Here is a 15897-nt window from a genome sequence, read left to right as displayed (position 1 = left end):
TAGCAGTTTGCCAGTAAAACAGAACATCAGGTTAACCGTAGACGCGGTCGTATTTGGATATATCCCCAGGGAAGGCATCGTTGTGCTGTTGATCAAACGCACCATAGACCCTTATCTGCACAGCTGGGCGTTGCCCGGCGGCTTCGTGCTGGACGATGAATCCCTGGAAACGGCCGTCACCCGCGAACTGCTGACAGAAGCCGGCGTTAATATCAACTACCTCGAGCAACTGTACACCTTCGGCCTGCCGGGCCGCGATCCCAGAGGGAGAGTGGTGTCTGTTGCCTACTTCGGCCTGGTAAATCCCACCAATTTCAAACTGGCGGCCAGCTCCGACGCTGAAGATGCCTCCTGGTTCAATATCAAGGACCTGCCGTCACTGGCCTTCGACCACGCCACTATTATAGACGTGGCCGTACAAAGACTCCGTAATAAAATCCGCTACGAACCTATCGGCTTTGAACTGCTGGACAAGAAATTCCCGATCGCCGACCTGGAAAAACTATACGAAACACTGCTGGACCGGCCCATCGACCGCCGGAACTTCCAGAAAAAAATAAATCATCTCGGTATCCTGATCGCTCACAACGAAAAACAAAAGCAGGTATCACAGGGACGCCCGGCCAAACTTTTCAGCTTCAATGAAGAACAGTATTTCAAGCTGAAAAAAGAAGGAATGGCCTTCGAGATTTAGGGATTTTTTGATTGTCGGCTTTTTGATTTCGGGGAGCCTGTCGTTGTCGTTGTCCGCTGTATTAAACAGCCAGTCGCACATCTTATAAGTAAAGAATATCTCTAACAAGAGGAGAGCAAAAATAATTATCAACATAAGTAATTGTAAGCCAATCGATTAAAATATTTTGTGTATTTTTTACAAAAAATATTTTGCCGATATCAATTCCCTTTATACATTTGTGTAACAAATACACAAAATAGCTCGGATATGCAAACAACAAAGCCCACAGGAGTTATTATAGCCCGGTTTCAAACGCCTTCCCTTCATGAAGGACACCTCGAACTGATCCGGCAGGTGAAAATGAAACACAACCGTGTACTGATCATTCTTGGCGTAAGCCCGGTAAAAGGCAGCCGGAAAAACCCGCTCGACTACTACACCCGCGAGCGCATGATCAAACAACAGTTTCCCGAAATCATTATTCTCCCCCTGAGCGATCAGAAATATGATGCCGTATGGTCCAAAAAACTGGATGAACTGCTGCACAACAACTTCCCGCACGAGACCTTTGTGCTCTACGGCAGCCGCGACAGCTTTATGGGCACCTATTCCGGCCGCTATCCCACAGAGGCATTGCCACCGGTGAAAGACTACAACGCTACCGCCATGCGGGAAGCCTTGTCCGACAAAGTGTTTGACACCGAAGAATTCCGTGCCGGCATCATCTACAACACCTATAACCTGTTCCCTTCAGTATATGCCACTGTAGATATCGCCCTCTTCAAAAACAATAAACAACAGCTGCTTGTAGGCCGCAAGCCCAACGAAAGCACCTGGCGCCTGCCCGGCGGATTCTCTGACCCTACAGATGAAAGCTTTGAAACAGCTGCTGCAAGGGAGCTCCGGGAAGAATGCGGCAGCATCGAGACCAGCGCCATGGAATATGTGGCATCCGTGAAAATAGATGACTGGCGCTACCGCTCCGAAACAAATAAAATCATCACCACCCTGTTCGCCACAGATCTGCTTTATGGCGAGCCCGCAGCAGGCGACGATCTGGCAGATGTAAAGTGGATAACGGTAACGGATATACCTGAACTGATCCAAAAACAGGAACTCGCCGACACACACCTTCCCTTATTTCAACGACTGGCTGATAAATACGCTAAATAAGAAGACGCAAAAACTTACTACTATGACAAAGGAAAATCTCATCCTCCTGGCCGATGCTTACAAATATTCCCACCATAAATTATACATCCCCGGAACACAACATATCTACTCTTACCTCGAAAGCCGCGGTGGCAAATTCGATGAAACAGTATTCTACGGTTTACAATATTTCCTGAAGGAATACCTCCAGGGCGCCGTCTTCACCAAAGAAAAGCTGGACGAAGCCGAAGTAACCCTGAAAGAAGTATTTGGCCGTAACGATGTGTTTGACCGCAGCCGCTTTGAATATATTATTGATAGACACGGCGGCAAACTGCCTGTCCGCATCAAAGCAGTACCGGAAGGAACAGTGGTGCCTGTACGAAATGTGCTCATGACCATCGAAAACACCGATCCGGAATGCTACTGGCTCACCAACTTCCTCGAAACCCTGCTGATGCAGGTTTGGTACCCCTGCACGGTGGCGTCCCTTTCCAGGGAAATCAAAAAAGTCGTTAAACGTTATTATGATGATACCGCCAGCACGGCAGCTTTCGGAGGTATCGACTTTGTCCTGAACGACTTCGGCTTCCGGGGCGCCAGCTCTGTGGAAAGTGCAGGCATCGGTGGCAGCGCCCACCTGGTAAGCTTCTCCGGCAGCGATACCATCGCAGGCTCTATCTTCGCGAAACGTTACTACGACGCACCTGCCGCCCCCGGCCTGTCTATCCCTGCTACGGAACACTCCATTGTTACCATGCTGGGAGAACCCGGAGAGCTGGAAATCTTCAAACATGTACTCAACACATTCCCTACCGGCACCATCGCCTGTGTGTCTGACTCCTACAATATCTTCCGTGCCTGCGAAGAATACTGGGGCACCGAACTGAAAGAACAAATCCTGAGCCGTCAGGGTACCCTCGTTATCCGTCCCGACAGCGGCGATCCGATACAAACCCTGTTGCGGGTGTTCGATATCCTCATGAATAAATTCGGCTTCACCGTCAATGAAAAAGGATACAAGGTATTACCACCACAGGTACGCGTGATCCAGGGCGACGGCATCAGCTACTCTTCTATCCCCGGTATCTTCGAAGCATTGAAAAAGGCAGGCATCAGCGCCGAAAACCTGGTGCTCGGCATGGGTGGCGCACTGCTCCAGCGCGTTAACCGCGACACACAGGAGTTTGCCCTGAAATGCGCCTATGCAGAAGTAAACGGTAAAGGCATCAACGTACAGAAAATGCCGGTGGAAATGGACGCCAACGGCCAGTTACAAACCTCCTTCAAGAAATCCAAAGCCGGCAAACTGAAACTGGTAAAAGAAAACGGCGCCTTCAAAACCATCGGCCTCGATGAAGCTCCTCAGCTGGACGACCTCCTCGAAACCGTTTTCGAAAACGGCGAAGTCACCAAAGCATGGTCTTTCGATGCCGTCCGCCAGGCAGCCGCTTTGTAACATCATTCATATTTCCTCCAGTAAGGTTACCCCATTCCACAGCCCGGGACTCAGTCCCCGGGCTTTTTCCGGAAATCCATTAACTTCACCGTATGTACTTACTTATTCCCGGACGCCACCACCTGTTGACCGATTTTCAGTTCAAATACCTGAACCGCCTGATCAAATGCAGCCTGGAAGGCGAAAAAGACGTATATGGACAACCGTTGGCCGCATCTCCCGTGGAAGGGCTCATCTTCGCCGTCACTTCCGCCAACCACCTCGGCACCAAACGCAACCCGGTACCATTCTACCTGCGCGCCATGGTGATACAGGAGTTCTCCAACTCCCTCGATGTGCCGGCCTATGTGTACGGCATCGACGATGTGGGCGTGATCCACGACTTTGCGGAATATACGATCAAAACCATCCGGCACTCCAGCGAGGGCGCACATAACCTTACGCCGCAAAATACGGTGGTCATCTGTTCCACCAGCGTTCGTGAGATGTACATGAAACAAAGGTTCCGTATCCTTACGGCCGAGTGGGACCCTGCCACCAGCCGGTTCACACAGCCCATGCCATGGGACCTCGTCAACCTCATCGCGCAAACCGGCGACTGGCGCAAGAATCCCACCGTTCTCGAACAGGTACATCCTGCGGCCTTTAAAATCTGGTCATTGTATGGTGTGGGAGAGAAAGTACAGCAAATCCTGAAAGACCCTATCATAGGGGCCGATGGCGATCTTACCGCCACCCGTGACTACAACGTGTACGTAAAACAGATGGACGATATCGCAGCACTCAAATACCGCGAAACCGCCCCTTACATACAACCCGGCAATATCGGCGATATCGGCTGCGCTGCAGGCTCCTGGATTAAAATAGCCTGCGAAGACGACCGCCTGCATGAATGTGATTTCTACGGCATCGAAGTGTCGCGGCATCTCTATGATATCTGCCTGCAACGCAAGCACAACGGCGAATTCGCCAACCCTTCCGTATTTTTTGCACAAAAAAATGCGGTGACCAGCCTCGTGTTTGAACCAGGTAGCATGAACACCGTCCACACCTCTTCCTTAACACATGAAATAGAATCCTACGGCAGCAGAAAAGACCTGTTAGCGTTTATCCAAAACCGTTATCAGGAACTGGTGCCCGGCGGCGTATGGATCAACCGCGACGTGGTAGGGCCGGAGAACAGGACAGAGACCGTACTGCTGTGGCTCAATGAAACAGACGGCGCCAACGATCTGCCCATGCCTGAAAACCCCACCACGCAGTCATTGGCCGCGTGGCTCGGGCAGCTGTCCACCAAAGCATTGTTCCATCGCTTTGCGCAGGACTTCCGCCATGAGGAAGGCTACCACCTCCCACACGAATGGGTGACCATAGACGGCATCACCTACTGCAAACTGTCGATGCAGGACGCCTGCGAATTCCTTTTCAAAAAAGATTATCACGACAACTGGCTCAGCGAAATGCACGAAACCTTCTGCTTCTGGAATTACAACGACTGGAAACAAGCACTGGAAGACGCAGGCCTGCGACTGGACAACCTTTCGCACACCTACCGCAACGAATGGATCGTGCAGAACAGGCTGGAAGGTAAAACGCAGCTGTTCCGTCTTAATGAGAGCGGTCAGCCGGAACCGATGCCATTCCCGGCTTCCCACCTGTTATTACTGGCACGTAAGTAGATTCCGTTGCTTCGGGGGACCATATCTCGAGGGTGTTGTCGAGCATAACCGGTATCAGCAGCTGATGCCATCTGTCCAACGCAATATCAGCGGGGGAGTGTCTTATCAAAATAGGAAAATCAGTTCCTGTGCTCAGGGTATAGACATGCAGCGTGCCATACTTTGGTCCTTGCTTTAGCTTGACCTCCGCTGCCCAGTCTGACAAGCCCAGATGATTGCTGTCCAACTGAACGATCCCGTCCAACAAACCGGTGGGGGAATCCATTACCGGTTCAAATACATCTCCGTTAACATTCAGCTTTCTGTGCCAGAGCAGCCCTTTTCCATTCATGTCAGGGCCCATGGAACACACGTACAATTCGTCGGTCTGTGGGTTATATAGCACTCCGTTGACAGCAGGGATGTTTCCCAGTCGTTTCATGGTTACGGTATGAGGGTTCACCAGCCACACATCTCCCTTAAATGAATCGGTCATGACCAGCAGGCTGTCATTCGCGGTGGTAATGTCATTCAGCATACCCGCTCTGTCTTCCAGGTTAAGATCAAACACTTTTTTACGGCTCCTGATATCATATCCTTTGAGATGATCGATGTCTGTCACATACAGCGTTTGACCAATAATAGTGAGGCCTTTGGGCGCATGTAAGGTATCGTTGAAATAACGGGGGTACTTTATCTTACGCCCTTTGACAAAAGCGATGGCGCCATTCCCGTCTTTTGCAGCAGGGTCCGGTGCATAGCCCATCTGTGACACAAAATAGCCGTTTTTCCAGGCAACCACACTTTCGGGAGATAGCAGGCCCTTAACAGTCCGGCGGCCGGTGACTTGCGCAAGGGAAACAGTGGTTGCCAGTATGCCAGCCAGTAACAGAAGGATAGATCTTTTCATGCGTATAGGTTTATCTTTCAAAAATAAACACCAGTCCTGCGCTGTCAATTGTACCCAACCACGATGACTGTTGGGGCATCTGACCCCAACTGTTCCGCCTAAACGAAACAGGGAAACCGGAGACCGGTTTCCCATATGTTGTTACTGGTGAGAAAGGAAGGGCAGCTTTTTTAGCGGCCACACCTCCATCTTTCCGTCCAGCATTACCGGTATCAGCAACGCCTGGTGCCGTTTGTCCAATGCAATATCTGCAGGGGAATGGATGACCTTCATGCTTTTAGACGTTCCTGCTTTCAGGTCGTATACGTGCAGCAGACCTTCCTTGGGTCCTTTTACTGTAATCCAGTCAGACAACAGCAGGTGGGTGGCATCCAGCTGAACAATCCCGTCAAACAAACCGACAGGGGAGTTCTTTACCGGCTGAAAAACATCATCGGCCCTATCCACGCTCCGGTGAAACAGCTGCCCGGTCCCGTTCATTTCCGGCCCCATGGAACATACATACAGCTGATCAGCCGCTTCATCATAGGTGACGCCGTTGGCAACCACAATATTGCCCAGCAGCTTCACATCTGCCGTACGGGGATTCACCAGCAGAATATCGCCCGTAACACAATCGCTGACTACCAGCAGGCTGTCATGCACCACGGTAAGGTCATTGAGCTGCCGGTTTTTACCTTCCGGAATGAGATCAAAAACTTTTTTCCGGCTGTCGATATCATACCCTTTGAGATGGTCCATATCGGTCACATACAGGGTATGACCAATTATTTCCAGGCCCTTGGGAGCATTCAGGGTATCGTTGAAATAGCGGGCAGACTGTACTTTTCCGGCTTTCACCCAGGCAATGCTGCCGTCGCCGTCTTTAACGAAGGCGTCCGGCCTGGGGCCGATCTGCGACACAAAATAACCGTCTTTCCAGGCCACCGCGCTTTCCGGCGTGGCCAGGCCGGTAATGGTCTGCTGTGCGTGAATGGTGGTGGAAGCTAACATACCAGCCAGTAAAAGGGGAGTCATTATTTTCATACGAATAGTTTAGGCTACAAAAATAAACGCCTGTACCGCGACAGAAGTTGTGCACAACAAAGCATTACTTATGAATATCAAAGTACAGGAAAAAAGAAGGCCGGAGTATGAATACTCCGGCCATTACCTAAACCTACAACTGTTACACTGTTAGTAACATATCTTCAATTAGTTATTGTGAATTTCGCTTAACGGCACTTCCTCGTAGGAAGCCACCATCCGTTGTCTGATATAACGTTTGGTAGACAGTTTGCCTATGCCGAATCTGGCCATCACCTTATCTACCACCATGTATACCACCGGCACTACGATCAGGGTGAGGAACATGGAGCTGATGAGGCCACCAATAATAACCCACGCCAGGCCATTTTTGGTAGAAGCCACGCCACCGGTAGCCAACGCAATCGGCAACATACCGATCACCATCGCGATGGTGGTCATCAGGATAGGTCTCAAACGTGCGTTGTTGGCGTGTATCAGCGCGTCAAACGTACTTTGGCCCTGCTCCTTCATCTGGTTGGTAAAGTCCACCAGGATGATCGCATTCTTCGCCACCAGACCAATCAACATGATCATACCAAGGATGGTAAAGATGTTGAGCGTATTGTTGGTCAGCGCCAGTGCCAGCAAGGCGCCGATGATCGCCAGCGGTATGGAGAACAGTACCACAAACGGGTAGATGTAGTTGTCATACAGCGCCACCATGATCAGGTACACCATCACAATGGAGATCAGCAAAGCTGCGCCCAATGTGCCGAAGGAGTCGCCCTGGTTTTCCGCATCGCCACCAAACACGAAGTTGATGCCGGTCGGTTTTTCCATTTTCGCCAGTTTGGCGGCAAATTCCTGTGTTACAGTACCGGAGGGGCGTCCCATTACCTGTGACTGTACAGACACGGAAGTGTTTTTATCCCTTCTTTCCAGGTGGCTGGGGCCGGAGCCTTCTGTCACGGTAGCAAACTGCGACAACTTGATCAGCTGGCCTTTATCGTTCACTACCTGGATGTTGGCCACGTCCTGGAGGTTCTTTTTATTGAAATCGTCGAAACGGATGTTGATATCATATTCATAATCACCCTGGCGGAACTTCACTTTAGAATCATCTGCCGTACCACTGAAAGCGGTTTGCATGGTACCACCCACCATATCGAGGGTGAGGCCCAGTGCGGCCATCTTATCACGGTCCACCTGCACGTTGATTTCCGGGTTACCTTCTTCCACAGACAGTTTCACCTCGCTGGTACCGCTGATGGTTTTCAGCGTGTCCATGGCTTTTTTCGCGAAGCTCATCACACTGTCCATTTCACTGCCCATGACCACCAGTTCTACCGGCGCTCTTTCTGCCGTACCCATGATGCTTACGTCGGTTGTTTTCACTTTCACGCCAGGCAGGAGCGCTTTCAGTTCTTTCTTCACTTTGGCAGCATAGATATCAGAGCTTTCGGTACGTTTTTCCAGCGGCACCATGATCACGGTGATCTCTGATTTATAGGCGGTGGACTGGGAGGTACCAAAACCGTCTTCACTGGTCTGGCCTACAGTGGTGATCAGCCTCTCCACCTCTGCTTTTTTATTGAGATATTGTTCCGCAGTGCGGGTAGCCTGGTTAGACTGCTGTACAGAAGCGTCTTTGGGCATTTCCAGCATCACGATGAACTGACCGCGGTCGCCTTTCGGGATAAACTCACCACCGATATATCCTTTACCAATCAGCATAAAGGAAGCAAACAGCAGACCTACGGAGGCTATCAGGGTAATGGCCTTGTGTGCCAGCGCCCATCTGAGGATACCGGTCATCCACAGGGTAAAGCGATGTAATTGTTTTTCAAACCACAGGATGAATTTCTCGAAGATATTTTTCCCGGTGATGTGTTCCAGTTTACCGAAACGGGACGACAGCAGCGGCACGATCATAAAGGAAGACAACAAGCTGAGCATGGTAGAGATCATCACCACCACACAGAACTCACGCAGGATCTTCGATACCAGCTCGTTGGTCAGGGAGATCGGCAGGAACACCACCACAATTACCAGGGTAATGGAGGTAACGGTGAAACCTATCTCTTTCACACCATCAAATGCTGCACGGACACGGTTTTTGCCCATTTCCATGTGACGGTAAATATTTTCCAGCACCACAATGGCGTCATCCACCAGGATACCTACCACCAGCGACAGGCCCAGCAATGACATGAGGTTGAGGGAGAAGCCCATCAGTTTCATGCCAATAAACGTAGCGATCAAAGACGCCGGAATGGAGATCATAACGAATATGGCACTACGAATACTGTGCAGGAACAACAGCATCACCACGGCCACCAGGATTACCGCCAGCACCAGGTCATGTATCACGGAGTCGGCAGATTCCAGCGTAAAGTCGGAAGAGTCGTTGGCCACCAGTATCTTGAGGCCATTGGCCGCGTAGTCTTTCTCTACCTGTGCGATAGCCTTCTTCATCTCCTCGCTCACCGTTACCGCGTTGGCGTCGGTTTGTTTCTGTACCTGGAGGGCAATCGCGTTTACACCGTCTACCCGGGCGATACGCTCTGCGTCTTTTTGGGCATCCTGTACGTCGGCCACATCCTGCAGGCGGATCTGGCTGCCTTCAGCGGTGGTTTTCAGTACGAGGTTACGCAGCTGGTCCACGTTTTTATATTTACCAGCCAAACGGATCAGGATCTGTTCATTGGCTGTTTTCACCTTACCGGTAGGGAAGTCCATGTTGGCATTGGTAACCGCCTGGCGTACCTGCAGGATAGACATATTGTAAGCCTGCAGTTTGTCGGGGATTACGTTTACCTGTATTTCACGTTCCTGGCCACCGATCAGCGAAACCTGCGCCACGCCCGGCAGGCGGGACAACAGTGGTTGCAGTTTCTTGTCTACCAGGTCATAGAACTTTTTATCGTCCATTTTAGCGGTGGCAGACAACGTCATGATCGGCAGGTCATCAAGCGAAAACTTATTGAGGGATGGTGGTTTCGCATCGCCCGGAAGGTCGGCCAGGATGGCGTTTACCTTACGTTGCGCATCCTGGAGCGCGATGTCCACATTCGCATCGTTGTTCAGCTCTACGGTGATCACGGAAAGGCTCTCAGAAGATTTGGAAGTGATCTTCTTGATTTTTTCCATGGAAGCGATCGCGTCTTCTATCTTTTTTGTGATGGTACTTTCCACCTCATTGGGCGAAGCACCGGGGTATACCGTCGCAATGGTGACGATCGGGGAGCTGAACTTAGGCAGCAGCTCATAGTTCAGCGATTTATAACTCATGACGCCCAGCAGCGTAAGGATGGTGAACACCACCACCACGATCGTGGGCCTTTTTATGGAAACTTCAGTAATCTTCATGTTGCAAGAATTGGTTCACGCTTATTTATTGCCACCCTGTACTACTACTGGTGTACCATCTGTAAGGTTGATCTGTCCGCTGGTGATCACGGTATCGCCTTCGTTGAGGCCACCCCGTATTTCCACCTGGTCGCCGATGATCTGGCCGGCTGTCACCTTGCGTTTTTTAGCCACTTTACCTTCCATTACATATACCTCATTGCTGTTCACACCACCGATGAAGGCCGTGCGGGCAATGAATATGGTTTTAGCTGCAGTAGGCGTTTCAAAGTGGGCGGTACCGTACATGCCTGCTTTCAGTTCTTTGCCTGCCACGTTGCCGACTTCCATTTCAACCGGGTAGTTGAGGGAGTTGTCGCCTTTCGCAGCGATGAAGGTGATAGTGCCTTCATAGCTGGCTTCGGGAAACACATTGGAAGTCACTTTTACTTTCTGTCCTTTCTTCAGGGTGACTACCTGCGCTTCTGGTACGGCTACAGCCAGTTTCAGCCTGGACACGTCTACAATGTCAAACATTTTATTACCGGGGGAGAGGTAGGCGCCCTGTTCCACATATTTTTTGTTGATAACACCGGAGATAGGCGCTTTCACGTAAGTATCGCTGACACGACGGCTGGATGCTTCATATCTGGTTTTAGCGATGTCATACTGCAGTTTCACATCATCTACCTGTTTCTGGGTAACGCCACCGGTTTTAAAAGCGGCTTCATATCTTTCTTTATCCACCCTGAGCTGATCGAGATTGGCTTTTGCAGAAGAGAGGTCTGTGTTTACAATCTCAGCGTCAATGTAGGCGATGGCCTGGCCTTGTTTTACCACGCTGCCTTCATCTACCAGCAGGCGTGTAATACGGCCGGAGGTTTCGGCGAGGTAAGACAGTTCACGGATAGGAGCGAAGTTACCATTGGCCAGGAAACCCTGGGAGAAATCGTTGGTGGATACCCGTTGTATCAGTACGGGCACATCGCCGCTATTGCTTTCTTTTACAAACGCTGTTTTAGCTTCATTGGCTTTTTTATTGGCGTTAAGCTTCCACATGATCAGCACCACTGCACCTACTGTTACCAAGCCCCAGATAATAAACTTTTTCATCTGCAATAATTTGTGTGTTTATATCCGCCACAGTTGCGGTCTATCGTTTTATTCGTTGTATTAGTTTTAGTTGAGCAGTTCTCTCAGGACACCTTTGCTTTTGATGATATCCAGTTCTGCCATTTTATATTGAAGCAGTGCTTCGTTGTAGCTGTTTTGCGCATCCGTGAGGGATGTTTCTGCGTTGAGCAGGTCTGTCAGGCTGGCGAGACCGAGTTTGTAGTTATTCTGGGTAGAATAGTACACTTCGTTGGCCAGGTCTACGTTCTCCTTCTGGGTGTGGATAGTAGACAAGTTAGTGCGGACCTGCAGTTTGGCATTTTCGTAGTCTGTGTTCAGACTGAGTGATATTTCCTCTTTCTGTTTGGCCAGCTGGCGCAGGGCCACATTTGCCTGGCTCACTTTCGCACGGCGGCCGAAACCATCAAAGATGGGGATGTGCAGCGACAGGCCTACGGCCGCGGCGCCATACCAGAAAGTAGCGTTGGCAGGATCATTTTTAGAGAACAGGAACTGCTGGCTCATCCCATTGTAAGAATAGCGGCCAAAGAGTGACAGGGAGGGGTAGTACTCTGCCAGGTAGGCTTTCTTCTGGAATTCCTGCAGTTGCTGTTGTTTCTGTACGAGCTTAAATTCTGTTCTGTTTTCCAGGTTCATATCATCGTATTGCAATACGCCGGCCGCTTTGGTTTCAATCTCTTTGAGAGAAGCGCGCGGGATGGTAAAGCTGGACTGCATCGGCATGCCCATCACCCGTTTCAGGTTGTTGGCCTGTGTAGACGCGCTGTTGAGCAGTTGTGTGAGCTGGGTTTTGTAGTTGGTCAGGTTTACCTTGATACGGTCCAGGTCAATTTTTTTGGCGAGGCCGTTTTCGTATTGTGACTGGGTAGCATTCACCAGCTGGGTCAGCTTTTCGATATTGCTGTTCACGGTCACGATTTTTTCCTGTAATACCAGCAGTTGGTAATAGAGGCTGGACACGTTATAGATTACGTCTTCGGTGGATTTCTGCGTTTGCAGGGTATAATATTCTTCCCCGGCTTTAGCAGCTTTCAGGCCGGTAAATACAGCCTGGTTAAAGATCTGCTGGTTCAGTTCTGCACCTACCGCGGCGGTATACTGGGTACCGAAGGCGATGGTCAGGGAGCTGTCGGGCTTACCGATAACGGTGCCAGGCAGAAGTGACTTCGGCAGTTTCAGGTTATCCGTATAGTTAGCATTACCGGTGATCTGGGGAAGGGCTTGTGCTCGCACTTCCTGTGTTTTGAATTTTCCCATTTCCTCTTCCATTTTTGTTCTGGAGAGTTGCTGGTTATTATTCAGTGCAAACTTCAGCGCTTCCTGCAGTGTCAGTGGCGCCTGAGCGTAGGCATGCAATCCCCCTATCCCCATTAAGAGGATAAGCGTTAACTTTAATCGCTTCATACGTTGATAGTTATTCTTCTTCTTTGATTTGCAGATACTGGTTTACCAGCTTATGGCCTTTGATAGTGGCAATGCCCAGTATAAAATGTGCAGTGACTTGTTCCATCACAGCCGGCATATCGAATGTGTCCGGCGGGTACTGAAGCTGATCGAAGGCCGCGTCCAGCTGTAGCTGGCGCATACGGGCCATCACGTTCAGATCGAGGCTTTGCCGGTACAGGCCTTCCGACATGCCTCTTTTCAGATTTTCTGTAATGCCGTACAGGATACAGTCCCGCTGGAAGTTCTCAATATTTTTCCAGGTGTCCGGATGATATTTCTGTATTTCAAACAACATGACCGGGTTAAACGATCTGGCCATATTGGTAATATATTTCATGCTGCGCACCAGTTCGTCGATAGCATTTTCCGCGTTGGCGTGTGTTTCCTTAAAAAATGTGCCGTGCGTGTCCAGCAGCTGTTGCATGCCTTCATCGATCAGCGATTGTTTATCGGAAAAATGTTCATACACTGTTTTCTTGGACATCCCGCAGTCACGGGCAATATCAAACATCGTCACACCTTTCACGCCGTATGTTCTGAACAGTTTTAGCGCCACCTCCTTGATTCTTTCCCTCGCTACCATGATCTTTTCTCTTTATGCTTTCATCGCGTTAATGAAAAAATCCACTAACAGTTTCTGTTTCTCTATAACCAGTTCAAATGTTTCTTCGTCCAGTTCTTCGTCGTTGGAAAAGTGGTCGGGCACGGAAAACCGCAGCCCAACAAGGGACTGCACCAACAAATCTGCCGTCTGTTCAGGACTGTCTACGTTAAACTCCCCGGAAGCAACACCAGCTTTGATCACCTGTGTTGTTAACGCTATTTCAATCTGTTTGGCCTTTTTCACACCTTCCTGGAAAACAGTAGGGCCGTCTTTCTGTATTTTAAAGATCTCCAGCCGGCAGAACTTACTGATGAAGCCCTTCTTCACATCGATGATGTCATGCAGCGCTTTTGCTGCTGACGTGATGTTAATGACCACTTTATGCATCTCTGCAAAATAGAGCTCGGCTATTTTCTCCAGCACGGCCAGGTGCATGGCTTTTTTGTCCGGAAAATAATAATACAGGGATGCCTTGGAGCAATGAAGATCATCTGCGATCTCATTCATCGTGGTCTTGCCTGCGCCATAATGAGTAAAACGCTTCAGAGCCGCCTCAAGGATCTTATCCCTCATTTCGTCTTTATTCTCTGTATGCATTAACTTTTTGACTTTTTTAGTTTCAAGGTCAAAATTAGGAAGTTTTTTCAATATAGAAGGGACATTGGTTGTTTTAACAGGTATTTAACTTTTCGATGACAAAAGTCAAAAAGTCAACTTTGATGGTCTGGATACTGCTGCTCTATTCAGTCCGGAGAAAGAAAAATCGGGAATAAAAATATCTACCAGTAAGGATTACGGCAGATTTTAACAACAATAAAATTATCATGTAAAAAACAAGGACACAGGTGGATATCATCCTCAACTTTAGCTATCCACATGATTACTATTAACCTTTGGGAAAAGGGGGCGCACTTTTGTCTGGTCCAACTTATCCACATAATGGTATTTGCCCTTCGGGCGATGCCTGTCTTTTGCTCCCATCTCCCGGGTACGGAGAAAACCCGGAGGCCCGTTGAAGTTTTCGAGGCCAACACCTAAATATACGCAACATCACCACTGCCCAAACAGCCCAAAACACAATGTGGCCCGGGGCTTCAGCCCTGGAAAAAAAATGGGGCCAACCATTCCGGCCGGCCCCACAAGGCATATAAATTAAATAATAAAATAACTAAATAGCGAAATGATCAAATCATCCTATTTCAGTTTTTCCAGTGCTGCTTTCAGTTTTTCGAACATTTCAGGGATTTCCTGTTTCACGCAGGTGCCTACGCTGAGGCGGTACCAGGGTGAGTTTTTAGCAGCACCGAAAGCGTAGAAAGGCACCAGGGCCAGTTTCGCTTCATTGAGGATGTAGGAGGTAACGGCGGCCTGGTCTTGCAACGCAGTGCCGTCGGCTGTGGTTTTACCTACCAGGTCCAGTTTTACAGTGAGGTAGATGGCTGCCTGTGGAGCGATCGCTTCTACAGGGTGACCGGCTTTTTTCAGGCTATCGAAGCCTTCATAGATTTTCACCAGTCTTTCTTCGATTTCGCCTTTAAAGTGCTGGAGGTATTTATCCACATTCTCTTTCTGTACGAGGTAGCGGGCAGCTGCTTTTTGTTCTGCCATAGGGCTCCAGGCACCAACGTGAGAGAGGATCGCTTTCATTTTGCCGATCACGTGGGCAGGACCGAGGGCCCAGCCTACTCTTACGCCGGTAGCGGCAAAAGCCTTACTCATACCGTCGATGAAGATGGTGTATTCTTTCAGTTCAGGACGCAGCTGAACGGGGTTGTAGTGATGTGTTTCTCCAAAGGTGAGCACCCAGTACATCTGGTCAAACATGATGTAGAGCGGCTTTTCGTTGGCACCCCTGCTTTTGTTTTCAGCGATCACCAGGTCGCAGATTTCTTCCAGCTGTTGTTTGTGGAAGGCGGTACCGGTAGGGTTCTGTGGAGAGCACAGGGCCAGGAGGGTAGCGCCTTTCAGCAGTGGTTTCAATTCAGCTGCGGTAGGCATGAAGTCGTTTTCCGCTTTGGTTTCCAGCACTACGTGTTCTGCTTCCAGGAAGCGGGTATAGTGGTTGTTGTTCCAGGAGGGCGTAGCGTATACGATTTTCTCGCCACGGTCAACGATCGTGCGGAAAGTAGCATAAATGATGGGGCGGCCGCCGCAGGAGATCACGATTTCTTTGGCCGGATCGTAGGTCAGTCCCTCACGCTCTGCTATAAAATCACCTACCGCTTTTCTCAGGTCGGCGATACCATCAGCCGGCGGATAGTTGGTCAGGTGCTCCTTATAGGCAGTTATGATTTCCTGTTCAAATTCAACCGGGATAGGGAACACCTTCGGGTCAAAATCGCCGATGGTGAAGTTGTAGATCTTCTCGCCCTTGGCCTGTTTCTCCTTGACTTCAGCTGCTAACTTGATGATTTCTGATCCAATCAATGTTTCGGCTAAATGAGACAGTTTCATAACCTGCTATTTTTTGTGGTTGTAGAATATTTTTTCAGCGCGGCAAAA

General features: G+C 49.7%; 12 protein-coding genes. 4 read left to right on the top strand and 8 right to left on the bottom strand.

The features are described 5' to 3' along the window. Nucleotides 1-7: 7 nt before the first annotated feature. From ACTJJS_RS15730 to ACTJJS_RS15715, 4 genes are all read left to right on the top strand, one after another. The gene (locus ACTJJS_RS15730) at nt 8-694 is read left to right on the top strand and encodes an NUDIX hydrolase (RefSeq protein ID WP_188097208.1); all 687 of its coding nucleotides are present in this window, start codon (nt 8-10) and stop codon (nt 692-694) included. 249 nt (nt 695-943) lie between these two features. Next, complete coding sequence (locus ACTJJS_RS15725) at nt 944-1849, top strand: NUDIX domain-containing protein (RefSeq protein WP_343744566.1); 906 nt, start codon at nt 944-946, stop codon at nt 1847-1849. A gap of 22 nt (nt 1850-1871) precedes the next feature. Next, the gene (locus tag ACTJJS_RS15720) at nt 1872-3287 is read left to right on the top strand and encodes a nicotinate phosphoribosyltransferase (RefSeq protein ID WP_440664405.1); all 1416 of its coding nucleotides are present in this window, start codon (nt 1872-1874) and stop codon (nt 3285-3287) included. Nucleotides 3288-3379: 92 nt separating this feature from the next. After that, the gene (locus ACTJJS_RS15715; RefSeq protein ID WP_440664404.1) at nt 3380-4966 is read left to right on the top strand and encodes a transferase; all 1587 of its coding nucleotides are present in this window, start codon (nt 3380-3382) and stop codon (nt 4964-4966) included. Here the strand turns inward: ACTJJS_RS15715 and ACTJJS_RS15710 are convergent. The 8 genes from ACTJJS_RS15710 to ACTJJS_RS15675 form a co-directional block, all read right to left on the bottom strand. Then, nucleotides 4896-5855: a hypothetical protein gene (locus ACTJJS_RS15710; protein ID WP_440664403.1), complete on the bottom strand. Its 960-nt coding sequence runs from the start codon at nt 5853-5855 to the stop codon at nt 4896-4898. The genes ACTJJS_RS15715 and ACTJJS_RS15710 overlap by 71 nt on opposite strands. A gap of 141 nt (nt 5856-5996) precedes the next feature. Next, nucleotides 5997-6881 (bottom strand): hypothetical protein, encoded by an 885-nt coding sequence (locus ACTJJS_RS15705; RefSeq protein ID WP_440664402.1) that lies wholly within the window; start codon nt 6879-6881, stop codon nt 5997-5999. A gap of 168 nt (nt 6882-7049) precedes the next feature. After that, the gene (locus tag ACTJJS_RS15700) at nt 7050-10232 is read right to left on the bottom strand and encodes an efflux RND transporter permease subunit (protein WP_168870731.1); all 3183 of its coding nucleotides are present in this window, start codon (nt 10230-10232) and stop codon (nt 7050-7052) included. 21 nt (nt 10233-10253) lie between these two features. Beyond that, nucleotides 10254-11324, bottom strand: a complete 1071-nt coding sequence (locus ACTJJS_RS15695; RefSeq protein ID WP_168870732.1) for an efflux RND transporter periplasmic adaptor subunit — start codon at nt 11322-11324, stop codon at nt 10254-10256. A 66-nt stretch (nt 11325-11390) separates the two neighbouring features. Then, nucleotides 11391-12749 carry a TolC family protein gene (locus ACTJJS_RS15690; RefSeq protein ID WP_440664401.1) on the bottom strand — a complete coding sequence of 453 codons (1359 nt, stop codon included), beginning with the start codon at nt 12747-12749 and terminating at the stop codon, nt 11391-11393. A gap of 10 nt (nt 12750-12759) precedes the next feature. Next, entirely contained in the window at nt 12760-13374 is a 615-nt protein-coding gene (locus tag ACTJJS_RS15685) for a TetR/AcrR family transcriptional regulator (RefSeq protein WP_440664400.1), read from the bottom strand. Nucleotides 13375-13386: 12 nt separating this feature from the next. Then, the gene (locus ACTJJS_RS15680) at nt 13387-13992 is read right to left on the bottom strand and encodes a TetR/AcrR family transcriptional regulator (RefSeq protein WP_440664399.1); all 606 of its coding nucleotides are present in this window, start codon (nt 13990-13992) and stop codon (nt 13387-13389) included. A gap of 597 nt (nt 13993-14589) precedes the next feature. After that, the gene (locus ACTJJS_RS15675; protein WP_440664398.1) at nt 14590-15849 is read right to left on the bottom strand and encodes a pyridoxal phosphate-dependent aminotransferase; all 1260 of its coding nucleotides are present in this window, start codon (nt 15847-15849) and stop codon (nt 14590-14592) included. Nucleotides 15850-15897: the final 48 nt, after the last annotated feature.

This window comes from Chitinophaga sp. 22308 (assembly GCF_052045305.1).
Classification (GTDB): domain Bacteria; phylum Bacteroidota; class Bacteroidia; order Chitinophagales; family Chitinophagaceae; genus Chitinophaga; species Chitinophaga varians_A.
This window is presented reverse-complemented; position numbering and strand designations above follow the sequence as displayed.